This window comes from Streptomyces sp. NPDC045431, from assembly GCF_040646655.1.
Classification (GTDB): Bacteria; Actinomycetota; Actinomycetes; order Streptomycetales; family Streptomycetaceae; genus Streptomyces.
In genome coordinates, this window is sequence record NZ_JBEZAQ010000001.1 from 528,871 (window position 1) to 550,229 (window position 21,359).

Here is a 21,359-nt window from a genome sequence, read left to right on the forward strand (position 1 = left end):
ACCGGGTCCCTCTTTTGGTTGCATCCCGCGTGCCGCGGTCGACAGCTCTTCCTACGGTGTGCTCATGAGCCACACGAGCCGCATGCGCACCGCCATAAGCTGCACCCTCCTGGTCGCCGTCACCGGAGCGAGCGCGACCGCGTGCGGTGGCCCGGAGGGCCACCCCCTCTCCGCGGAGCCGTACGACGCGGCTCGGCAGGTCACCTTCAACGGCCCCTCGGAGGGCCGCAAGGCGCCGCTCGACAAGCCGCTCGAAGTCACCGCCAAGGTCAAGGACGGCCGCATCACGGACGTCACGGCCCGCGACGAGGCCGGTCACCACCTGGCGGGCGAGCTCTCCGCGGACGGCAGCCGCTGGCGCTCCACGGGGTCCCTGACGGCCGGCGCCCGCTACACCGTCAGGGTGGCCACGGAGGACCGCGAAGGCGCTCCTGGCGTCCGTACGCTGACATTCGAGACCGCACCCGCCAAGAAGGTGCTGGCCGTGCGGTTCGGCCCGGAGGCGGGCACGTACGGCGTCGGACAGCCCATCACGGCGGAGCTGAGCGTCCCCGTGCGATCCCGGGCGGGCCGCGCCGCGGTCGAACGCTCCCTGAAGGTCCGCTCCACCCCGGCCGTCGAGGGCTCCTGGTACTGGGTGGACGACAAGAAACTGCACTTCCGCCCCAAGGACTTCTGGCCCACGGGCGCGTCCGTCACCGCCACCGGCAAGCTCGCCGGCGTACGGATAGACGGCGACCTGTACGGCGGGCCCGTCAAGCCCCTCAGCCTGACCATCGGCGACCGCATCGAGGCCATCACCGACGCGGCGGCCCACCAGATGACGGTCAAGCGCAACGGGCAAGTGATCAACACCATTCCGGTGACCACCGGCAAACCGGGCTTCGCCACCCGTAACGGCATCAAAGTGGTGCTCGGCAAGGAGCAGTTCGTCCGGATGCGCTCCACCACCGTCGGCATCGCCGCGGGCAGCAGCGAGTCCTACGACCTGCCCGTCTACTGGGCCACCCGGGTGACCTGGAGCGGCGAATACGTCCACGCGGCACCCTGGTCCGCCGGGTCGCACGGCTTCGCCAACGTCAGCCACGGCTGCACGGGCATGTCCACCAGCAATGCCGCCTGGTTCTTCAAAACCGTCCGTCCGGGGGACATCGTCGCCGTCGTCAACAGCGGGGGAAGCCCGATGGACCCCTTCGGCAACGGCTTCGGCGACTGGAACATCCCCTGGGACAAGTGGCGCACGGGCAGCGCCCTCGTGGACGCCGCCCGCCCGGGCGTCAACCCCGCCGACGCGGCACGCGTCCGCCCGGTCGCCTTCTGACCCTCACGCCTCCACGGACAGCCTGCTGCGCAGCAGCGCGGCCAGGGAGTCGGCCAGCTCCACCGGGTCCACCGGCAGCGTCACGGCCGCGTCGGCGCGGCTCCAGGTGGCCAGCCAGGCGTCCTGCGGGCGGCCGATGAGCAGCAGCACGGGCGGGCAGCGGAAGACCTCGTCCTTGATCTGCCGGCACACCCCCATGCCCCCGGCGGGCACCGCCTCGCCGTCCAGGACGCAGACGTCGATCCCGCCCTGGTCCAGCCGCTCCAGCACGGCCGGCAGCGTCGCGCACTCGACGTACTCGACCGGCGGAACGTCGGCCGCGGGCCTGCGCCCGGCCGCCAGCCGCACCTGCGCGCGGGTGTTGGCGTCGTCGCTGTAGACCAGGACGGTGGCGCTCGACTGCATTGTTCCTCCGAGTACGTCGGCGGTGAGGGCAGGTAAGGCAGGTACCGATGGGCCGGATGCTACTCCTCCCCACACCGCGTCAACACCGGTTCGGATGGGCCGTTCGGGCTGGACGGAGCGCATCAACACACCGAACGGCACCCCCCGGAGTGAGGGCGGGATAAGCGACCGACATAATGTCGGTCGTGGCGACAGCAACGACAGTAGAAACCGGGCACGCGCACCCGTCGGTCAATCGGCCGAACCTCACCAGCGTCGGAACCATCATCTGGTTGAGTTCCGAGCTGATGTTCTTCGCGGCCCTCTTCGCGATGTACTTCACCCTTCGTTCGGTGATGGGTGCCGAGTTCTGGTCCCAGCAGGCGGGACACCTGAACTTTCCGTTCTCGGCGACCAACACCACGATCCTGGTGCTCTCCTCCCTCACCTGTCAGCTCGGCGTGTTCGCCGCCGAGCGGGGCGACGTGAAGAAGCTCCGGACGTGGTTCATCATCACGTTCGTCATGGGTGCCATCTTCATCGGCGGCCAGGTCTTCGAGTACACCGAGCTGGTCAAGGACGCGGGCCTCTCGCTCTCGTCCGACCCGTACGGCTCCGTGTTCTACATGACGACCGGCTTCCACGGACTGCACGTGACGGGCGGCCTGATCGCCTTCCTGCTGGTCCTCGGCCGGACGTACGCGGCGAAGAGATTCACCCATGAGCAGGCAACCGCCGCCATCGTCGTGTCCTACTACTGGCACTTCGTCGATGTCGTCTGGATCGGCCTCTTCGCCACGATCTACATGATCAAGTAATCGGGCCCGTACCTCCGGTACGCCCGAACACATCCAGCAAGCATCGACGCAGAAGATCCTGACACCGGGGTAATCCGTGAAAAAGCTCTCCGCACGACGACGCCATCCGCTGGCGGCGGTCGTCGTCCTACTTCTCGCGCTGGCGGCCACTGGGGGGCTGTACGCCGCGTTCGCACCCGCGGACAAGGCGCAGGCCGACGAAACCGCCCAGTCACTCGCCATCGAGGAGGGCAAGAAGCTCTACTCCGTCGGCTGTGCCAGCTGCCACGGAACCGGCGGTCAGGGCACCTCCGACGGTCCGAGCCTGGTCGGCGTCGGCGCCGCGTCCGTGGACTTCCAGGTCGGCACCGGCCGCATGCCGGCGCAGCAGCCCGGCGCCCAGGTGCCGGAGAAGAGGAACATCTACTCGCAGGCGCAGATCGACCAGCTCGCCGCGTACGTCGCGTCCCTGGGCCCCGGCCCGGCCACGCCGACCGAGAAGCAGTACAGCCCCGACGGGGCGAACATCGCCCGCGGTGGTGACCTGTTCCGCACGAACTGTGCGCAGTGCCACAACTTCACCGGCGAGGGTGGTGCGCTCACCAAGGGCAAGTGGGCGCCCAGCCTCGAGGACGTGAGCGAGAAGCACATCTACGAGGCCATGCAGACCGGCCCGCAGAACATGCCGTCCTTCCCCGACACCACCATGCCGGAGAAGGAGAAGAAGGACATCATCGCGTACATCAAGACCGTGAACGGTGACGAGACCCCGACTCCCGGCGGCTTCGCGCTGGGCGGTCTGGGACCGGTCAGCGAGGGCCTGTTCGGCTGGATCTTCGGTCTGGGTTCGCTGATCGCTGTTGCCGTCTGGGTCGCGGCCCACACCGCTAAGGCCAAGAAGTCATGAGTAGCCAAGACATTTCCGAAGAGAGCCTGCCGCACAAGCAGGACGCCGCGCACGGCACGGCGGTAGCCGAGAACCCGTTCGCCGACCCGGGGCTGCCGCCCCACAAGCCGCGCATCCAGGACATCGACGAGCGGGCCGCCAAGCGGTCCGAGCGCACGGTCGCCCTGCTGTTCACGCTGTCGATGCTGGCCACGATCGGCTTCATCGCCTCGTTCGTGATCTTCCCGGTCGACAAGCTCGTGTACGTCTGGCCGCTCGGCCACGTCAGCGCGACCAACCTGTCGCTCGGCCTGACGCTCGGCATCGCGCTCTTCTGCATCGGCGCGGGCGCGGTCCACTGGGCCCGCACCCTGATGTCCGACCACGAGGTCGCGGACGACCGTCACCCGATCGAGGCCCCGGCCGAGGTCAAGGCCAAGGTCATGGCCGACTTCGCCGACGGCGCGCGGGAGTCCGCGATCGGCCGCCGTCCGCTGATCCGCAACACGATGCTCGGCGCGCTGGCCATGGTGCCGCTCTCCGGCGTGGTGCTGCTGCGCGAGCTGGGCCCGCTGCCCGAGAAGAAGCTGTTCCACACGTCGTGGGCCAAGGGCAAGCAGCTCATCAACATGAACACGAACGAGCCGCTGCGTCCCGAGGACGTCGCGGTCGGTTCGCTGACCTTCGCCAAGCCCGAGGGCCTGGAGGAGCACGACCACGAGTTCAACACGAAGATCGCCAAGGATGCCTTGATGATCGTCCGGATCCAGCCGGAGGACATCAAGGACAAGCGCGAGCTCGAGTGGTCGCACGAGGGCATCGTGGCCTTCTCCAAGATCTGCACCCACGTGGGCTGCCCGATCTCCCTGTACGAGCAGCAGACCCACCACGTCCTCTGCCCGTGCCACCAGTCCACCTTCGACCTCTCCGACGGCGCCCGCGTCATCTTCGGCCCGGCCGGTCACGCCCTTCCGCAGCTGCGGATCGGCGTCAATGACGAGGGCTTCCTCGAGGCGCTCGGCGACTTCGAGGAGCCCGTCGGTCCTGCATTCTGGGAGCGCGGATGAGCACCACGACCGCAACAGACGCACAGCGGAAGGCGCCCGCCGGCGAGCGGGTGGCCGACTGGGCCGACGGCCGTCTCGGGATCTACTCCCTGGCCAAGGCCAACATGCGGAAGATCTTCCCGGACCACTGGTCCTTCATGCTCGGTGAGATCTGCCTCTACAGCTTCATCATCATCATCCTCACGGGTGTGTACCTGACGCTGTTCTTCCACCCGAGCATGAACGAGATCGAGTACCACGGCTCGTACGTGCCGATGCAGGGCATCCGCATGACCGAGGCGTACGCCTCGACCCTGGACATCAGCTTCGACGTCCGCGGTGGTCTGCTCATCCGGCAGATCCACCACTGGGCGGCGCTGATCTTCATCGCCGGCATGTTCGTGCACATGATGCGCGTCTTCTTCACCGGCGCGTTCCGCAAGCCGCGTGAGGTCAACTGGCTGTTCGGCTTCCTGCTGTTCGTCCTGGGCATGTTCACCGGTTTCACCGGTTATTCGCTCCCGGACGACCTGCTCTCCGGCACCGGTGTCCGCTTCACCCAGGGCGCGATCCTGTCCACGCCGATCGTCGGCACGTACATCTCGATGTTCCTGTTCGGCGGGGAGTTCCCGGGCCACGACATCATCGCCCGGTTCTACTCGATCCACATCCTGCTGCTGCCGGGCATCATGCTCGGCCTCGTGGTGGCGCACCTGATCCTGGTCTTCTACCACAAGCACACGCAGTTCCCCGGCCCCGGCCGGACGAACAAGAACGTCGTCGGCATGCCGCTGCTGCCGGTGTACATGGCCAAGGCCGGAGGCTTCTTCTTCCTGGTCTTCGGTGTCATCTCGGTCATCGCCGCGCTGTTCACGATCAACCCGATCTGGGCGCTCGGCCCGTACCGTCCGGACCAGGTGTCCACCGGCGCCCAGCCCGACTGGTACATGGGCTTCGCCGAGGGTCTGATCCGTGTCATGCCGGGCTGGGAGATCACCCTGTGGGGCCACACGCTCGTCCTGGGTGTGTTCATCCCGCTGGTCGTCTTCGGCCTCATGCTCGGCGCGATCGCGATGTACCCGTTCATCGAGTCGTGGATCACCGGTGACAAGCGGGAGCACCACCTCCTGGACCGGCCGCGCAACGCGCCGACCCGGACCGCCCTCGGTGTCGCCTGGGTGACCGCGTACATGATCATGCTGATCGGTGGTGGCAACGACATCTTCGCCATCAAGTTCCACCTGTCGATCAACGCGATCACCTGGTTCGTCCGGATCTTCTTCTTCCTCGGTCCGGTCATCGCCTTCGTCGTCACCAAGCGGATCTGCCTGGGTCTGCAGCGGCGCGACAAGGACAAGGTGCTGCACGGCCGGGAGACCGGCATCATCAAGCGCCTGCCGCACGGCGAGTTCGTCGAGATCCACGAGCCCCTCAGCCAGGCCCAGCTGCACGCGCTCACCGCGCACGAGCAGTACACGCCGGCCGAGATCGGCCCGACGGTCGACGAGAACGGCGTCGAGCGCAAGCCGACCCGCAAGGAGAAGCTCCGCGCCAAGCTCAGCAAGGGCTACTTCGGGGACGGCAACCAGGTCCCGAAGGCCAGCGTGGAGGAGTACAAGGAGATCGCCAGTGGCCACGGCCACCACTGATCGACCGGCACTCGCCGCCTGACCCACACGGTCGCCACACCGCACAGAGCCCCGTCCATTCACCGGACGGGGCTCTTTGCCGTGCCCGTGGCTCGATAGGCTGTGGTCATCCCCATACGTACGGACACCAGGAGCGACCATGAGCGCTGTACCACCCGCTGGAGGCGACAACGCGGCGGGCCGCTCCTGGCCCGTGGTACTGAACGGCCTGCTCGAGGGGCGCGACCAGAGCGCCGACGACACGGCGTGGGCGATGGACCGCATCATGAGCGGCGAGGCCACCGACGCCCAGATCGCCGGCTTCGCGGTGGCCCTGCGCGCCAAGGGCGAGACCGTCGAGGAGATCTCCGGCCTGGTCCGGACGATGTACGCGCACGCCAACCTGATCGAGGTGCCCGGCCCCTCCGTCGACATCGTCGGTACGGGCGGCGACGGCGCCAAGACGGTCAACATCTCCACCATGTCGGCGATCGTCGTCGCCGGCACCGGCGCCAAGGTCGTCAAGCACGGCAACCGCGCCGCCTCCTCCGCCTCCGGGGCCTCGGACGTCCTGGAGAAGCTCGGCGTCAACCTGGAGCTGACGCCCCGGCGGGTCGCCGAGGTCGCCGAGGAGGCGGGCGTCACCTTCTGCTTCGCGGTGAAGTTCCACCCCGCGCTGCGCCATGTGGCCGCCGCCCGCAAGGAGCTCGGCATCCGCACCACCTTCAACTTCCTCGGGCCGCTGACCAACCCCGCCCGGGTCAAGGCCCAGGCCACCGGTGTCGCGGACGCCCGCATGGCGCCCATCCTCGCCGGGGTCCTCGCCGAGCGCGGCTCCTCCGCGCTGGTCTTCCGCGGCGACGACGGGCTGGACGAGCTGACCACCACCGCCACCTCGAAGGTGTGGGTGGTACGGGACGGGGCCGTGCGTGAGGAGTCCTTCGACCCGCGGGACGTGGGCATCGCGCTCGTACCGGTCGAGGCGCTGCGCGGGGCGGACGCCTCGTACAACGCCGATGTGGCGCGCCGGCTGCTCGCGGGGGAGACCGGGCCCGTGCGGGACGCGGTGCTGCTCAACTCCGCGGCGGCGCTGGTGGCGCTGGAGCCGACGGACGCGCCGCTCACCGAGCAGATCCGGGCCGGCATGGCCAAGGCGGCCGAGTCCATCGACTCGGGCGCGGCGCGCGCGGCGCTCGACCGGTGGGTGGAGGCCAGCCACCGCTGAACCCGCGCGGGTGGGTGTGACACAAGGCGCGGTCCGGCCCTTCTTGTCTCAAGAACCGGACTGCGCCTTGCGCATGCCGAGACGTATGGCATGATGCCATTCAAGGTCATGAGTGACAGCGACTACGGCCCCGGCCCGCTGTCCGGCAACCCTCCGTCCGTGGCGGGGTGCCCCGGGTGAAGACCAGGTCGCAGGCAGCGAGGTCTGCGGCAAGCGCGGACCCCTGCACACCCTGGGGTCCTGGTCCTCAAGGGAGCAGTCTCGTGAGCAAGCGAATGCGATAGGGCGTATCGCCCCTTCTTCGGCATCCCCTTTTTCCTTCCGCCGCGTCCGCACCCCTGTGCGTCGACGCGTCGAATTCGCCTGCCCTGTACGGGAGTTCGCCATGTCCGTCTTCACCGCTGCCGCCGACCAGTCCGTTTGTACGCCGCTGCCCGTTCTGGGCCGGGATGTCACCGTGCCGCTCGTCACCGGCGGCGAGGTCACCTACGCCGCGCTCGACTACGCCGCCAGCGCTCCCGCGCTCCAGCGGGTGTGGGACGACGTCGCCGCGTACGCCCCGTACTACGGCAGCGTGCACCGCGGCGCCGGGTACCTCTCGCAGCTGTCGACCGACCTCTTCGAGAACAGCCGCGCCACCGTCGCCGCTTTCCTCGACTGCCGCGAGGACGACGAGGTCGTCTTCACCCGCTCCACCACCGACTCGCTGAACCTGCTGGCCGCCGCCCTGCCCGCCGACTGCCAGGTGTTCGTCTTCGAGACCGAGCACCACGCCTCACTGCTCCCCTGGAGGGACGCCCGCGTCACCTACCTCAACGCGCCCCGCACGCCGGGCGAGGCGGTCGACACGCTGGAGCGCGCCCTCGCCGACCGCGACCCCTACGGCCCGGCCCTCGTCTGCGTCACCGGCGCGTCCAATGTGACGGGTGAGCTGTGGCCGGTACGGGAGCTCGCCGCCGCCGCCCACGCGCACGGCGCCCGCATCGTGCTGGACGCCGCCCAGCTGGCGCCCCACCACCCGGTGTCCGTACGCGACCTGGACGTCGACTGGGTCGCCTTCTCCGGGCACAAGCTGTACGCGCCGTTCGGCTCCGGCGTGCTCGCAGGGCGGCCCGACTGGCTGCAGGAGGCCGAGCCGTACCTGGCGGGCGGCGGCGCCTCCCGCACCGTGGCCCGGCGCGCCGACGGCGGCGTCGACGTCGAGTGGCACACCACCGCGGCCCGCCACGAGGCCGGCTCGCCGAACGTCATCGGCGCGTACGCCATCGCCTCCGCCTGCAAGGCGCTCACCGAGGCCGGCTTCGACGACCTGGTGGCGCGCGAGCGGTACCTCATCGGCACGGTGCGCGAGGGCCTGGCCGAGGTGCCCGAGGTGCGGGTGCTGTCGCTCTTCGGCGACGATGCCCCGCGCGTCGGCGTGATCTCCTTCGTGGTCGACGGCTGGAACAGCTCGCACTTCGCGGCGGCGCTCTCCGCCGAGTACGGCATCGGCGTGCGCGACGGCCTGTTCTGCGCCCACCCGCTGGTGCGGACGCTGCTCGGCAGCGACCCGCAGCAGGTCGGCGAGTGCGGCGCGCCCGAGGCGGCCCCGCCCGGCGAGAAGTCGCTCAACGCGATCCGGGTCAGCTTCGGGGCGGGGACGCCGGATGAGCACGTCGACCGTTTCGTTCGGGCCGTGAAGGAGCTCGTGCGGGACGGGGCGAAGTGGAACTACCGTACGGAGGACGGGCGGTGTGTGCCCGACCGCGGCTGACCAGCCGCGTGCCCACCAGGACCGTGCGCAGCGCCCGCTCGGCCGCGTCCGCCAGCAGCTCGGCCGCCCGCTCCAGGGACTCCTGGAGCGGCAGCGGCCCGGGCGCCAGCGACTCGTAGGCGTCCAGCTCGGCGTCGCGGGCGCCGGGGCCGAGCGTGCCGGCCAGCGCGAGGACCGGCACACCCGCCTCCCGGGCGCGGCGCGCCACCTCGCCCGGGATCTTCCCGCGCACGGTCTGCGCGTCGAGGGCGCCCTCGCCCGTGATGACCAGGTCCGCGCGGGCGAGGCGCGCGCCGAGGTCCAGCCCGTCGAGCAGCACCTCGAACCGGGGCAGCAGCCGGGCGCCGAGCGCCGCGAGCCCCGCGCCCAGGCCGCCGGACGCGCCGGTGCCGGGCGCCCCGCGCAGGTCGACGCCCGGGGCGAACGCCTCCGTGAGCGCCGCAGCCCAGCGCTCCAGGGCCGCCGACAGGACCTCGACCTGAGCGGGGGAGGCGCCCTTCTGGGGGCCGAAGACCCGCGCCACGCCGCGCTCGCCGCACAGCACGTTGTACGGGTTGCACGCCACCAGCAGCTCGGTCTCCGCGAGGCGCGGGTCGAGCCCGTCGGCGTCGATGGCCGCGAGCCGCCCCAGGGCGGCGCCCCCGCGCGGGAGTTCGCGGCCGTCCGCGTCCAGCAGGCGTACGCCCAGCGCCTGGAGCGCGCCGGCGCCCCCGTCCGACGTACCGGAGTCGCCGCAGCCGACGAGGATGCGGCGGGCACCGGAGTCCAGGGCCGCGCGCAGCAGTTCGCCGACGCCGTACGTGGTCGTGGCGCCGGGGTCGCGGCGGCCCGGCTCCACCAGCGCGAGACCCGCGACGGCGGCCATCTCCACCACCGCCGAACCGTCGCCGAGCAGCGCGAAGTGGCTCTCCACGGGTGAGCCCAGCGGCCCGGTCGCCACGCACGGCACCAACCGCCCGCCGGTCGCGGCGGCCAGCGCCTCCGCCGTACCCTCGCCACCGTCGACCAGCGGGATCAGGTCCAGCCGCGCGCCCGGCAGGACCCGCCGCACGCCCTCGGCGATGGACTCGGCGGCCTGGCGCGCGGACAGGGACTCCTTGAAGCCGCTGGGCGCGACGGCGATGCGGTACGAGTGGCTCATGGGTGGGACTCCAGGAGGACGGGCACGCCGAGCAGCGGCCAGACGGTCAGGGCGAACAGCAGCACCACGCCCGCGGTGAGCGGGGCCAGCACGGCCGACAGCCGCAGCAGGTCACGCGGCGTGTAGGTGGGCACGCCGTCCGGTACGTCCGCGAACAGGGCCACCGGTTTGGCCGACGCGGGCAGCGTGTGGCAGAACCCGGCCGCGGCGGTGGACGCCAGCGCGGCCGTGACCGGATTGACCCCGGCGGCCGCCGAGGCCGCCACCACCAGCGGCACCAGCACCGAGGAGCGGGCCGAACGGGACTGCAGCACCAGATGCGCGGCCGTGGAGACGACCACGACCACGGTGAGGAACAGCCACGGCGGCGCGTCCACCGGCAGCCCCGCCACCAGCCACCCCGCCGCCCCCGAGTCGGCGAGCGCCACACCCATCGCCATCGTCGCCGCCATGAACAGCAGCAGTGGCCACGGCACCGTCCGCAGCGCGTCCTTGAGCCGTACGGTCCCGAGCGCGGGCGACGACGCGACCACCGCGCCGATCAGCGCCACCACCGCGGGCGACACCCGGTGCAGCGGCTCGCTGCACCAGAGCACCACCACCGTGGCCAGCAGCAGCGCGCAGCGCGCCTCGGCGATGGACAGCGGCCCGGTCACCGGCGCGGGGGAGTGCGCCTCGATGTCGGCGGGCGTGATGCGCACCGGGCCGCGCCGGTCGGCCCGCGACGTGGAGGTCAGCAGCACCGCCTCGGCGGCCAGATGGGACGACACGACCGCGAGCGGCAGGCCGAGCAGCAGCCACTCCACGAACCCCAGCCGCTGCCCCGACTGCTCCCACAGCACGTTGACCGTGATCAGATGCGCGCCCGCGCCGATGAGCGTGGCGACGGCGGACAGCAGGACGACGGTCGGGAAGAGCAGCGCCAGCATCACCACCAGCCGCCCCCGGTCCGCCAGCACCTTCGCCAGCGCCAGGAAGACCGGCAGGGCGAGCGCGGCCCGCCCCGAGGTGGCCGGGACGGCGAACGACGTCACCACCAGCGCGGCGGTGGTGAGGTGGACCAGCTGGCGCACCGTACGGGCCCCGCTGACCAGGAACGCCGCGGCCCGGCCCGCGAGGCCCGTCCGGGTGACCGCCGCCGCCAGGACGAACGCGCAGATCAGCAGCCAGATCGTTTCATCACCCAGCGTCGCGAAGAGCGTCTCGCTGCTGATCACACCGGTCGCCGTGAGCGCCAGCCCCGCGCCCAGCGCGATGTAGGTGTCGTCGACGGGCGTGGCGATCCAGGCGACGGTGGCGAGGATGAACACGCCCAGCGTGAGGCGCGCGTCGGCGCCGAGTCCTGGGAAGTAGGACGGTATCGCCAGCACCGCGCACAAGCCGAGCGCGGCACCCAGCCACACCGCCCGGCTGAGGGAGAGCGTCACACCACCGAGTCTCCCCACCCGCCGTGAGCCCTCAATGAGGCTTCTATGAGGGAAAGTTCATCTACGGCATGCGGTAGCCCATGCCCCGCACCGTCTCCAGCCGCCGCGCCCCCAGCTTCCTGCGCAGGTTGCGCACGTACACGTCCACGATGTTCGACCCCGGATCGAAGTCGTACCCCCACACATGGGACAGGATCTGCTCCCGCGACAGCACCTGCCCCGGGTGGCGCAGGAACAGCTCCAGCAGCACGAACTCACGGGCCGTCAGGTCGACGGTCCGGTCCTCCGCGCGGGCCCGCCGGGTGCGCAGGTCCAGGCTCAGGTCGCCGCTGCGCAACACCGTCACCTCGGGCGCGCGGGCGGCGGTGCGCAGCCGCAGCCGTACCCGCGCCAGCAGCTCCTCGAAGCGGAACGGCTTGGTCATCCAGTCGTCGGCGCCGCCCTCCAGCCCGGCGACCGTGTCCCCTACCGAGTCCCGCGCGGTCAGCACGATCACCGGCAGCGTCACCCGTGCCTCGCGCAACTCCCGCAGCACGGTGAAGCCGTCACGGCCCGGCAGCCCGATGTCCAGCACCATCAGGTCGAAGCCGCCCGTGACGGCGTAGTCCAGCGCCGTGTCGCCGTCGGCGGCCACCGTGGTGGTGAAGCCGTTGGCACGCAGCCCCTTCTCGACGAAGGAGGCGATCCGCTCCTCGTCCTCGGCGATCAGAATGCGGTTCACGCGTCCTCTTCCTCCAGTACGAGTACGAAGGTGGCGCCGCCGCCCTCGGTGGGACGCAGCTCGACCCGGCCCCGGTGGCCCTCGGCGATGGCCTTCACGATGGACAGCCCGAGCCCCGCGCCGCCGCTGGTACGGGTGCCGCGCCGGGAGCTGCCGCGCCGGAACCGCTCGAAGATCACACCGGCGTCCTCGGCCGGCACGCCGACGCCGCTGTCGGCCACGTACAGCTCGATGCGACCCGTGACCTCCCGCGAACCGATCCTTATCCGCTGGCCCGGCACGGTGTGCTGGACGGCGTTCTGCGCGAGCTGGACCATCGCCTGCGTGATGCGCTGCGGATCGAGCTCGGCCTCGCGGTCGGTGACCCCGTCCAGCACCCACTCCCGCTCGCCGAGCGCCCGCGCCTTCACGAAGACGTCGGCCGTCAGCTCGCCCAGCTGGACGGGCTCCGGCGCCACGAAGTCCGGGCGTTCCGCCTTGGCCAGCAGGAGCAGGTCCTCCACGATCCGGCTCATCCGGTCCAGTTCCTCCGTGACCAGCCGGATGGTCTCCGCCTGCTCGGCCGGGTCGTCGCCCATCAGCTCCAGGTGTCCGCGCACGATGGTGATCGGCGTGCGCAGCTCGTGGCCGGCGTCGTCGACGAACTGCCGCTGCGCGGCGAACGCCCGCTCCAGCCGGTCCAGCATGGCGTTGAACGTCTCCGCGAGCAGCGCGATGTCGTCCCGGCCCTGCACCGGGATCCGGCGCGTCAGGTCCTGCTCGGTCAGCTGCGCGGCGGTCTGCCGGACCACCCGCACCGGCGCGAGGATCCGGCCCGCGACGGCCCAGCCGATCCCCGTCGTCATCAGCAGCGCGACCCCCGAGATCGCCAGCTGCGTACGGAACGCCTCGGCGGCGATCGCCTGTTCGTGGTCCGCGTGGAACGCCACCACGAACGCGCCTTGCGGCGCCGTACCGGCCGGGCTGATCGGCACCTTCGCCCACCGCACCTCGCCCTGCGGGCGTTCCAGCGTGCCGGAGCGGGCGTCCGCCGCGAAGATCCGCGCGAGCGCGTCGCGGTCCCGGTACAGGGCGATGTCCTCCGCGATGTCCCGCGGCTGCCGCAGCACGTCCGGCGCGGGGCCCGCACCCTCGGTCAGGCCCAGCAACTCCTCGTCGGGGTCGGAGTACTGGCGCTGCAGGAACACCTGGAGCAGCCGTCGCGGCTCGGTGAACCGGGCACCGTCGGCCGGGTCCACGCCCTGGTCCACGAAGTTCGCGAACTCCCGCGTCTCCTGCGTCAGCAGCTGGCTGATCCGGTGGTCCACGTCCCGCAGCAGGATCGACCGCGTGGTCGTCGCCACGGCGGCGAGCGCCACGGCCATCACCAGCAGCAGCCACAGCAGGATCCGTACGCGCGCGGAGACGCGGCGGTCAGTTCTCGTCAAGGGCGTCGTCACCGAAGTCGTCATCGTCGTCGTCCCCCGGGGCCGGTGCGGGCACCTTGGCGGCGGGCGGCCCGGGCACGACGGTGTCGTTCGGCGTGCCGCCGGGCGCGTACGTCCGGCTCGGCGGCACCGCCGACGGCGAGGCACTCGCGGGCGCGGGGCTCGCGGGCGCGGGGCTCGCGGGGCTCTGGCTCCGGCCGCTCGCACTCGGTCGCGGCGTGGCGTCCAGCTCCACCTCGGCCGGTACGTGGGGCGCCTCGGGGGAGTCGGTCAGCAGATAGCTGGTCGCCGCGATCCCGAGGGGGATGGCGACGACGGCGGCGAGCGTAGCCATGCGGTGGGTGAAGGCCATGCGGCCATCCTGGGCGGGGTGTACGCCGCCGCGAATGAGCGCGAGATGAAGGCTCCTTCATGAACCGCATGCTCCCCGACCGCGCCCCTTCGAGCCCCGTGCTCCGGGCCCCACCCCCCTGAAGGGTGACACGTCACGGGCGGGGGTTTGTCCCCCCACCCCTCCCCCTACGCCCTGCGGGCGTGGGGGGACCCCCACTTCCCGTAACTGGGGCTGACGCCCCAGACCCCCCGGGAGGGGGAGGTGTACGTGGGGGCTGACGCCCCCACACCCTGGAGCGCGGCGGCTTCGCGCCGCGAGGGGCTTTCCCCCTTCGCCCCTTCCGGTCCCTGGCGGCTGGCGCTCCCACACTCCGGAGCGCGGCAGCTGCGACGCGCCCAGCTCCCTCGGCGGCGGCGTGTGGGCACCCACAGGGGGATGCACGCACCGGCTGTGGATCGAGCCCGACCACGTGAGGGGGTCGGGGGTGGAGCGTGGGGGGTGGTCGGACGTCAAACGACTGAACTCGCGCGAAGCGCGGTGAACGAGAGTCCGACCACCCCCCACCAGAACCCCCGGCACCCGCCCGGAGCCCACCGGGCAAGAGCACCGCGCAGCGGAAAACCACCCACCGGGCCCAAGCCACCGCGCAGCGGAAAGCCGCCCACCGGGCAGCAACCCACGCCCCCCGCGAGAGCAACCTACGCGTCGAGGCCGATCGCGAACGCCGCCTCCAGGTCGTGCTGCGAGTACGTGCGGAACGCGACGTGCGTGTCCGTCGCCTCGACGCCCGGGATCTTGCTGATGCGGCCCGGGATGACGTCCGCCAGGTCGTCGTGCTTGGCCACCCGCACCATGGCGATCAGGTCGTACGTGCCGGTGACGGAGAAGACCTCGCTGACGTTCTCCAGCGCGGCGATCGACTCGGCGATCTCGGGGATGCGGTCCACGCTGGTCTTGATGAGCACGATCGCGGTGATCACGGCTGTCCTTCTCCCTCGGGGCCCGCTGTCTGGGCCTTCACTCTAGCCCTCCACCCGTACCGGACCCACGCGTAGAGGAACCCCAGGCCGAAGCCCACCAGGTGCGCCAGGTACGCGACCCCGGGCCCGGCGCCCGCGCCGCGGGCCGCCAGCCACTGGAGGACGCACCAGAAGACCAGCACGATCCAGGCGGGGAACCGCAGGGGCAGGAAGAAGAGAAAGGGGAAGAGGCTGGTGACGCGGGCTTTCGGGAAGAGGAACAGGAAGGCGCCGAGGACTCCGGAGATGGCGCCCGAGCCGCCGACGAGGGTCTGCGCGGAGTGCGCGTGGGCCACGGCGTAGCCGACGAGCGCGAGGTAGCCGCAGCCCACGTAGAAGAGGGCGAACTCCAGGTGCCCGAGCCGTTCCTCGGCCATGGCGCCGAAGACGTAGAGGAACAGCATGTTGCCGAGGAGGTGCAGCCAGCTTCCGTGGACGAAGAGGGCCGTCAGCGGGGACGGCAGCGCGCCGGGGGTGCCGGTCAGCAGTTCGGCGGGGATCACCCCCCAGCGCCGGAAGTACGCGCTCTGCGCCGCGAGGAGCGCGTCACCGGTGCCGTACTCGTGGTTCAGGCCGGACACCGGACTGATCAGGAAGACCAGACAGCACGCCGCCATCACGCCGTACGTCACCACCGGACCCCGCTCGATCATGCACAGATCATGACGTAAAGGGAGGGAGCGGGACAGGGTGCCTCGCCGGGCCACAGGGGTACCCGTGAGGCCGTAGGGTTACGGGCAGTACATCCGCAGTTCGATGGCGCACCGCGGGCTCGCACCCGGCACGACCGGTACGAAAGAGGACGGCACCCATGACGACGGTTCCCATGCCGACCGCGACGACCCGCTGGCGGTGCGCGCTCTGCGGCAATCTGACGCGCTTCGACGTGACCAGGTCTTCCAAGGTCGTCGAGTACGTCCATCTGGACCTCGCCGGTGAGCCGAAGGTCGAGGAGCGCGAGGTGGTCAGTGAGACCATCGAGTCGGTCCGGTGCCGCTGGTGCAGCGCGGTGGACCAGATCGAGCTGGTGGACAGGCCGGACGCCGCCTCCTGACGGGAGGCCCGGCGGGGGCGAGGACGACGGGTAGTGGGGTGAGAACGTGGAGCAGCCCGCAAGCGGTGCTGAACCGGCCGGCGCGGCCGGAGACGCCGCCGAGGCGCTCGACCGCCCGATGCCCGAGGGGGTGCGGCGCCGGGTCGTCGCACTGGTGTCGGACGCCTTCGGCGGTCTGACCGTCGCGGAACTGCCCGCCCAGTTGCGGCAGTACGCCCGTTTCACCCCGTCCCGCCGGGTCAAGTTCGCGGGCAACGCCATGGCCGCCGCCCTGGAGGGCGACCCGGTCTTCCGGCAGCGGATCGGCGAGCGGTTCAAGGAGGCGCAGCCGGAGCTGGCCGGTGCGGTCGAGGGCGGCTCGCCGCCGGCGGCCGCCGACCCCGTCGACGTCGCCGCGGCCGCCTACGTGCTGCGCCCCGCCGGCTGGGCGAAGCTCGTCGCCGCGGCCGGCGAGGAGGCCCAGCGGGCGGATGCCGAGCGCGCCGACGAGGAGGGGCGCCGGGAGCTGGAGCGGCTGCGCGCGGAGCTCGCCGAGGCGCGGGCGCAGACCCGTACGGAGACGGAGCGGCTGCGCGCCGAGCTGGACGCGGCCCGCAAGGAAGCCGAATCGCTTCACCGCAAGCTCCGCAGCGCGCAGAGCGATGTCAAGCGCGGCGAGGCCGCCCTGCGCCGTACGCAGGCGGACATCGACGCGATCCGGGCCGAGGCGGCGGCGCAGGTCTCCGCCGCCGAGAGCGAGACGCGGCGCCTCAAGGCGCGGCTCGGTGAGACGGAGGCCGCTCTGGAGGCCAGCCGCCGGGCCGCCCGGGAGGGGCGCTCGGTGGAGGACATGCGGGTGCGGCTGCTGCTGGACACCGTCCTGGAGTCGGCGCAGGGCCTGCGCCGCGAGCTGGCGCTGCCGCCGGTCTCGGTCCATCCGGCGGACACCGTCGACGCGGTCGAGCCGGGCCGGATGTCACCCAAGGACATCGCGGCGCGCGCCCTGTCGGAGACCGATCCGGCACTGCTCGACCAGTTGCTGGCGCTGCCGCAGGCGCACATGGTCGTGGACGGCTACAACGTCACCAAGACCGGCTATCCGACGATGCCGCTGGAGAAGCAGCGGCTGCGGCTGCTCGGCGGCCTGTCGGCGCTGGCCGCGCGCACGGGCGCGGAGGTCACCTGTGTCTTCGACGGCGCCGAACTCGCCGCGCCGGTGCTGCTCGCGCCGCCGCGCGGGGTGCGGGTGCTGTTCTCCAAGCCGGGCGTGACGGCGGACGAACTGATCCGTCAGCTGGTGCGCGCGGAACCGCCGGGCCGGCCCGTGGTCGTGGTCTCCACGGACCGCGAGGTGGCCGACGGCGTGGCCAAGTCGGGTGCGCGGCCGGTCTCCTCCGCGCTGCTGTTGAAGCGTCTTTCGCGGCTCTCGTGAATTCCCGGGCCTCTTGCCCGAATTCGACCCGTTCTGAGAAACCAGTTGCGCGAACGTAACGTCAAGTGCTCATGACACAGCGTGGAATGTGTGTAAAGAATGGGGCCCCTGAGCGAGATTTTTCGCATGAGGATTTGAACTGATCACAGCATGGTCACTAGGGTCTGCTCGAACCTTCGCGCAGTTGATCGCCCACCCGGGGTGACAGCGAAGGAACCGCCTCTCCCGCGCAGTCCCCGAAGGGCCGAGGCGGCTCTCGAAGGAGAAGGAGCTCGCCTCCGTGGCGTCCCACCGTCGTCCCAAGCAGCCGAGCCGTGCCCGCGTGACCGTGCTCACCGCGACCGCCGCCGCTGCCGTCGCCCTGTCCTCCCAGGCCGCTCAGGCAGACCCCAAGCCGAGCAAGAGCGAGGTCAAGGCCAAGGTCGACAAGCTCCACCACGAGGCCGAGGAGGCCACGGAGCAGTACAACCTCGCCGAAGAGCAGCGCGAGAAGCTCCAGAAGGAGATCAGCGCCCTCCAGGACAAGGTGGCGCGCGGCCAGGAAGAGCTCAACACGCTGCGCGACAGCATCGGTTCGGTGGCCAGCGCCCAGTACCGCGCCGGCGGCATGGACCCCTCCCTTCAGCTCTTCCTCTCCTCCAACCCGGACGACTACCTCGACAAGGCCTCCGCCGTCGACCAGTTGAGCGCCAAGCAGGCCGAGGTCCTGGAGACCATCCAGGCCAAGCAGCGCACCCTCGCCCAGGAGCGCGCCGAGGCGACCGCGAAGCTCGCCGACCTCGAGGACGTCCGCAAGACGCTCGGCGAGAAGAAGAAGGCGTTCCAGGGCAAGCTCGCCGAGGCCCAGAAGCTCCTCAACACGCTCACCGCCGCCGAGCGCGCGAAGATGCAGGAGGAGGAGCAGCGCGCCAGCCGCGCCGCGAGCGACCGCGTGGAGCTCGGCAACGAGGTCCCCGCCTCGGCGCGCGGCGCCGCCGCCCTCGCGGCCGCCGACACCCAGGTGGGCAAGCCGTACATCTCCGGTGCCGAGGGCCCCAACGCGTACGACTGCTCCGGTCTGACCCAGTGGGCCTACCGCCAGGCCGGCGTCAGCCTCACCCGCACCACGTACACCCAGCAGAACGACGGTGTGAAGATCGGCCGCAGCCAGCTCAAGCCCGGCGACCTGGTCTTCTTCAACGGCCTTTCGCACGTCGGCCTGTACGCGGGCAACAACACCGTCCTGCACGCCCCGAAGCCCGGGACGGTCGTCCGGTACGAGTCGATGGACTGGCTGGGCACGTTCCAGTTCGGCGTCCGCATCTGACGTACCGGGCCCCTCGGGACGCGCCCGTACACTCCCCTGATCAGGGGAATCGCGATCCCTTCAGTTGACGCTCCGCCCCGCCGGTGACCTTGCGGTCTACCGGCGGGGCGCCGCTGTTCGAGCCCTCCGGAGCCTCACGCGGCCTTTGGCCTGTGCGTAGCCGTCCGGCTACTGTCTGGCGCGCAACGCACACAGCTGAAGGGAGCGCGGTTCGTGGCGTCCCATCGCCGGTCCTCGCCGTCGGGTCTCACGGGTTTCACGGGTCTCACCCAGGCCACCCGGAACGCGACGGTCACGGTCCTCTCCGCCGCGGCGGCCACCGCGGCGGCCGCCCTCGGCGCAGCCCCCGCGGGCGCGGCCCCCGGTGAGCCGGCCGACACCACGGAGACCACCCGGGCCAGGGTCGACCGGCTCTTCGAGGAGGCCGAGAAGGCCACCGAGGGGTTCAACAAGGCCGACGAACGCGCCGACACCCTGCGCGAGCAGGTCTCCCGCACCCAGGACGCCGTCGCCCGCGGCCAGGAGCGCATCAACCACATGCGCGGCGCGCTCGGCACGGTCGCCGGCGCCCAGTACCGCTCCGGCGGCATGGACCCGGCGCTCGCGCTGCTGCTCTCCGACGACCCCGACACCTACCTCGACAAGGCCGCGACCCTCGACCGGATCAGCGAGCGGCAGGCCCACGCCCTCACCGAACTGCGGCGTGCCCAGCGCCTGCTCGGCCAACAGCGCGCGGAGGCCACCCGCCAGCTGGCCGAGCTGGAGCGCAGCCGGGCCGCCGTCGCCCGCCACAAGCGGCTCGTCGAGCGCAAGCTGGCCGAGGCGCGGACGCTGCTCAACTCCCTGACCGCCGAGGAGCGCGACAGCCTCGACCGGGCCTCGCGCTCCGGGCGCGACGACCTGCCCCCGCTCGACGGCGCCGACGGCGCCGAAGGCCCCGCGGGCGAGGCCGCGTCCGAGCGGGCGGCCGCCGCGGTCCGGGCGGCCCGCTCCGCCCTCGGGCGCCCCTACATCTGGGGCGCCAACGGGCCGTACGGCTTCGACTGCTCGGGCCTCACGCAGTGGGCGTACGCACAGGCGGGCGTCAGCCTGCCGCGCACCTCGCAGGCCCAGCGCAACGCGGGACGCCACGTGCCGCTCTCCGAGGCGCGCCCCGGCGACCTGGTGACGTACCGCTCCGACGCCAGCCACATCGGGATGTACATGGGCAACGGCCAGGTCGTCCACGCCCCCTACCCGGGCGCGCCGGTGCGCTACGACCCCGTGGGCATGATGCCCATCTCGGCGGTCACCCGCGTCTGACCGTACGATCGCCGGGTGGTGGTGCGGAGGCGGGCGGTGGTGGCGGCGTTCGGCCCCCTGCTGCTCTCCGGTGTCTCCTCCGGCTGTACGGCTACGGCTACGGCTCCGGAGACGGCGGCGGGCGCCGAGGAGCTCCGGGCGGCGGTGGACCGGTGGGCGGCGGCCGTCCGCTCCGGCGACCTCGCCGGCGTGGAGCTGGCCTCCTGGTCGTACCGGATCACGCGGGCGCGGCAGGACGGCGACGGGCGGGCCACCGTCCGCGCCGAGCTCGGCTACCGCATCGCCGGGTACGACAGCGGCCCCGTCACCACCGAGCGCGCCCTGCGGCTCGCGCGGCGGGACGGCCGCTGGCAGGTGACGTCCGACCGGCCCGCTCAGGGCGCCGCCCAGCAGCTGTGGGACCAGGGCGCCCTCCAGGTCGTACGCGGGCGGCGCAGCCTGGTCCTCGGCTCCGGGCAGGACCCGGAGCGGCTGCGGGCCGTCGCGGCCACGGCGGACCGGGCGGTTCCGGCGGTGTCGGCCGCCTGGGCCGGTCCCTGGCCCGGGCGCGTGGTGGTGCTCGTCCCCGGCTCGCTGGAGGGCATGGGCGCGCTGCTCGGGGCGCCGGCCGACCGGCACCGGGGCATCGCCGCGGTGACGACCGGCCGGGCCGGGGGAGGACCGGACGCCCCGGCGGACCGGGTGGTCGTCAACCCCGAGGCGTACACCGGGCTCAGCGGAGTCGGCCAGGACATGGTGCTCACCCACGAGACGGCCCACGTGGCCACCCGCACCCACACCTCGGCGGCGACCCCGATGTGGCTCTCCGAGGGCTTCGCCGACTGGGCGGCCTACCGGGGCACGGCCCACCCGGCCGGCCAGGCGGCGCCCGCGCTGCGGGACGCGGTGCGCGCGGGCCTGGCCCCCGCGGGACTGCCGTCCGACGGGGACTTCGCCTTCACCGGCGACGCGGAGGCCCTGGCCCGCGCGTACGAGGGCGGCTGGCTGGCCTGCGCGCTGATCGCCGACCGGTGGGGCGAGCCGGAGCTGCGGGCCTTCTACCGCGCGGTGGGCGCGCACCGGCGCCGCGAGGCCCGGGAGCAGGCCGTGTCGCAGGCGCTGCGAGAGGTGCTGGGCACGACCCCGGAGGAGTTCACCGCCCGGTGGCGCGGCTACGTGCGGGAGCGGCTGGGCTGAG

General features: G+C 71.9%; 19 protein-coding genes, 1 pseudogene and 1 riboswitch. Of the genes and pseudogenes, 12 read left to right on the forward strand and 8 right to left on the reverse strand.

The window, feature by feature from the left end; translation table 11 throughout:
- Positions 1-64: 64 nt before the first annotated feature.
- On the forward strand, positions 65-1,321 hold the full coding sequence (locus AB0A69_RS02380) for an Ig-like domain-containing protein (RefSeq protein WP_361414428.1): 1,257 nt from the start codon (positions 65-67) through the stop codon (positions 1,319-1,321).
- 3 nt (positions 1,322-1,324) lie between these two features.
- On the opposite strand, the gene AB0A69_RS02385 is transcribed toward AB0A69_RS02380, so the two are convergent.
- Positions 1,325-1,726 carry a hypothetical protein gene (locus AB0A69_RS02385; protein WP_361414430.1) on the reverse strand — a complete coding sequence of 134 codons (402 nt, stop codon included), beginning with the start codon at positions 1,724-1,726 and terminating at the stop codon, positions 1,325-1,327.
- 176 nt (positions 1,727-1,902) lie between these two features.
- Between AB0A69_RS02385 and AB0A69_RS02390 the strand changes: the two genes are divergently transcribed.
- The 6 genes from AB0A69_RS02390 (at position 1,903) to AB0A69_RS02415 (ending at position 9,040) form a co-directional block, all read left to right on the forward strand.
- Positions 1,903-2,523, forward strand: a complete 621-nt coding sequence (locus tag AB0A69_RS02390) for a heme-copper oxidase subunit III (RefSeq protein WP_355367190.1) — start codon at positions 1,903-1,905, stop codon at positions 2,521-2,523.
- 76 nt (positions 2,524-2,599) lie between these two features.
- Positions 2,600-3,409: a c-type cytochrome gene (locus tag AB0A69_RS02395; RefSeq protein WP_361414432.1), complete on the forward strand. Its 810-nt coding sequence runs from the start codon at positions 2,600-2,602 to the stop codon at positions 3,407-3,409.
- The gene (locus tag AB0A69_RS02400; RefSeq protein ID WP_361414434.1) at positions 3,406-4,455 is read left to right on the forward strand and encodes a Rieske 2Fe-2S domain-containing protein; all 1,050 of its coding nucleotides are present in this window, start codon (positions 3,406-3,408) and stop codon (positions 4,453-4,455) included. Before AB0A69_RS02395 ends, AB0A69_RS02400 begins: the two co-directional genes overlap by 4 nt.
- A complete protein-coding gene (locus tag AB0A69_RS02405) occupies positions 4,452-6,083 on the forward strand; it encodes a ubiquinol-cytochrome c reductase cytochrome b subunit (protein WP_361414436.1) in 1,632 nt (543 codons plus the stop codon). Before AB0A69_RS02400 ends, AB0A69_RS02405 begins: the two co-directional genes overlap by 4 nt.
- 139 nt (positions 6,084-6,222) lie before the next feature.
- Positions 6,223-7,287: an anthranilate phosphoribosyltransferase gene (gene trpD, locus AB0A69_RS02410; RefSeq protein WP_361414438.1), complete on the forward strand. Its 1,065-nt coding sequence runs from the start codon at positions 6,223-6,225 to the stop codon at positions 7,285-7,287.
- 104 nt (positions 7,288-7,391) lie between these two features.
- Positions 7,392-7,509, forward strand: a riboswitch (SAM riboswitch).
- A 163-nt stretch (positions 7,510-7,672) separates the two neighbouring features.
- The gene (locus tag AB0A69_RS02415; RefSeq protein WP_361414440.1) at positions 7,673-9,040 is read left to right on the forward strand and encodes an aminotransferase class V-fold PLP-dependent enzyme; all 1,368 of its coding nucleotides are present in this window, start codon (positions 7,673-7,675) and stop codon (positions 9,038-9,040) included.
- 1 nt (position 9,041) lies between these two features.
- On the opposite strand, the pseudogene AB0A69_RS02420 reads toward AB0A69_RS02415, so the two are convergent.
- The 7 genes and pseudogenes from AB0A69_RS02420 to AB0A69_RS02450 all read right to left on the reverse strand — a co-directional run.
- Positions 9,042-10,181, reverse strand: a pseudogene (locus tag AB0A69_RS02420) (glycerate kinase); the annotation flags it as partial.
- Positions 10,178-11,608 (reverse strand): SLC13 family permease, encoded by a 1,431-nt coding sequence (locus AB0A69_RS02425; protein WP_361414442.1) that lies wholly within the window; start codon positions 11,606-11,608, stop codon positions 10,178-10,180. The pseudogene AB0A69_RS02420 and the gene AB0A69_RS02425, both read right to left, overlap by 4 nt.
- Before the next feature lie 61 nt (positions 11,609-11,669).
- Positions 11,670-12,329 (reverse strand): response regulator transcription factor, encoded by a 660-nt coding sequence (locus tag AB0A69_RS02430; protein WP_361414444.1) that lies wholly within the window; start codon positions 12,327-12,329, stop codon positions 11,670-11,672.
- Positions 12,326-13,780, reverse strand: a complete 1,455-nt coding sequence (locus AB0A69_RS02435; RefSeq protein ID WP_361414446.1) for a HAMP domain-containing sensor histidine kinase — start codon at positions 13,778-13,780, stop codon at positions 12,326-12,328. The genes AB0A69_RS02430 and AB0A69_RS02435 overlap by 4 nt, the downstream gene beginning before the upstream one ends.
- Entirely contained in the window at positions 13,743-14,108 is a 366-nt protein-coding gene (locus AB0A69_RS02440; RefSeq protein ID WP_361414448.1) for a small hydrophilic protein, read from the reverse strand. Before AB0A69_RS02440 ends, AB0A69_RS02435 begins: the two co-directional genes overlap by 38 nt.
- 680 nt (positions 14,109-14,788) lie before the next feature.
- Entirely contained in the window at positions 14,789-15,070 is a 282-nt protein-coding gene (locus AB0A69_RS02445; RefSeq protein ID WP_267241175.1) for an Lrp/AsnC ligand binding domain-containing protein, read from the reverse strand.
- Positions 15,067-15,762 carry a rhomboid family intramembrane serine protease gene (locus tag AB0A69_RS02450; RefSeq protein WP_361414450.1) on the reverse strand — a complete coding sequence of 232 codons (696 nt, stop codon included), beginning with the start codon at positions 15,760-15,762 and terminating at the stop codon, positions 15,067-15,069. Before AB0A69_RS02450 ends, AB0A69_RS02445 begins: the two co-directional genes overlap by 4 nt.
- Positions 15,763-15,920: 158 nt before the next feature.
- Between AB0A69_RS02450 and AB0A69_RS02455 the strand changes: the two genes are divergently transcribed.
- From AB0A69_RS02455 to AB0A69_RS02475, 5 genes are all read left to right on the forward strand, one after another.
- The gene (locus AB0A69_RS02455) at positions 15,921-16,163 is read left to right on the forward strand and encodes a hypothetical protein (RefSeq protein WP_361414452.1); all 243 of its coding nucleotides are present in this window, start codon (positions 15,921-15,923) and stop codon (positions 16,161-16,163) included.
- Between the two features lie 46 nt (positions 16,164-16,209).
- Complete coding sequence (locus AB0A69_RS02460; protein WP_361414454.1) at positions 16,210-17,574, forward strand: NYN domain-containing protein; 1,365 nt, start codon at positions 16,210-16,212, stop codon at positions 17,572-17,574.
- Positions 17,575-17,854: 280 nt separating this feature from the next.
- Positions 17,855-18,880, forward strand: coding sequence for an NlpC/P60 family protein (locus tag AB0A69_RS02465; protein ID WP_361414456.1), 1,026 nt, complete (start codon positions 17,855-17,857; stop codon positions 18,878-18,880).
- Between the two features lie 213 nt (positions 18,881-19,093).
- Positions 19,094-20,182 (forward strand): NlpC/P60 family protein, encoded by a 1,089-nt coding sequence (locus AB0A69_RS02470; RefSeq protein WP_361414458.1) that lies wholly within the window; start codon positions 19,094-19,096, stop codon positions 20,180-20,182.
- Positions 20,183-20,200: 18 nt separating this feature from the next.
- Positions 20,201-21,358: a hypothetical protein gene (locus AB0A69_RS02475; protein WP_361415173.1), complete on the forward strand. Its 1,158-nt coding sequence runs from the start codon at positions 20,201-20,203 to the stop codon at positions 21,356-21,358.
- The last annotated feature ends 1 nt before the right edge of the window (position 21,359 follow it).

Excerpts from the sequence above, each read along its gene's own strand:
- AB0A69_RS02405 (WP_361414436.1), top strand. The coding sequence starts at position 4,452 with ATGAGCACCACGACCGCAACAGACGCACAGCGGAAGGCGCCCGCCGGC.
- AB0A69_RS02400 (WP_361414434.1), top strand. The coding sequence starts at position 3,406 with ATGAGTAGCCAAGACATTTCCGAAGAGAGCCTGCCGCACAAGCAGGAC.
- AB0A69_RS02455 (WP_361414452.1), top strand. The coding sequence starts at position 15,921 with ATGACGACGGTTCCCATGCCGACCGCGACGACCCGCTGGCGGTGCGCG.
- AB0A69_RS02435 (WP_361414446.1), bottom strand. The coding sequence starts at position 13,780 with ATGACGACTTCGGTGACGACGCCCTTGACGAGAACTGACCGCCGCGTC.
- AB0A69_RS02415 (WP_361414440.1), top strand. The coding sequence starts at position 7,673 with ATGTCCGTCTTCACCGCTGCCGCCGACCAGTCCGTTTGTACGCCGCTG.
- trpD (WP_361414438.1), top strand. The coding sequence starts at position 6,223 with ATGAGCGCTGTACCACCCGCTGGAGGCGACAACGCGGCGGGCCGCTCC.
- AB0A69_RS02440 (WP_361414448.1), bottom strand. The coding sequence starts at position 14,108 with ATGGCCTTCACCCACCGCATGGCTACGCTCGCCGCCGTCGTCGCCATC.
- AB0A69_RS02385 (WP_361414430.1), bottom strand. The coding sequence starts at position 1,726 with ATGCAGTCGAGCGCCACCGTCCTGGTCTACAGCGACGACGCCAACACC.
- AB0A69_RS02380 (WP_361414428.1), top strand. The coding sequence starts at position 65 with ATGAGCCACACGAGCCGCATGCGCACCGCCATAAGCTGCACCCTCCTG.
- AB0A69_RS02450 (WP_361414450.1), bottom strand. The coding sequence starts at position 15,762 with ATGATCGAGCGGGGTCCGGTGGTGACGTACGGCGTGATGGCGGCGTGC.
- AB0A69_RS02390 (WP_355367190.1), top strand. The coding sequence starts at position 1,903 with ATGTCGGTCGTGGCGACAGCAACGACAGTAGAAACCGGGCACGCGCAC.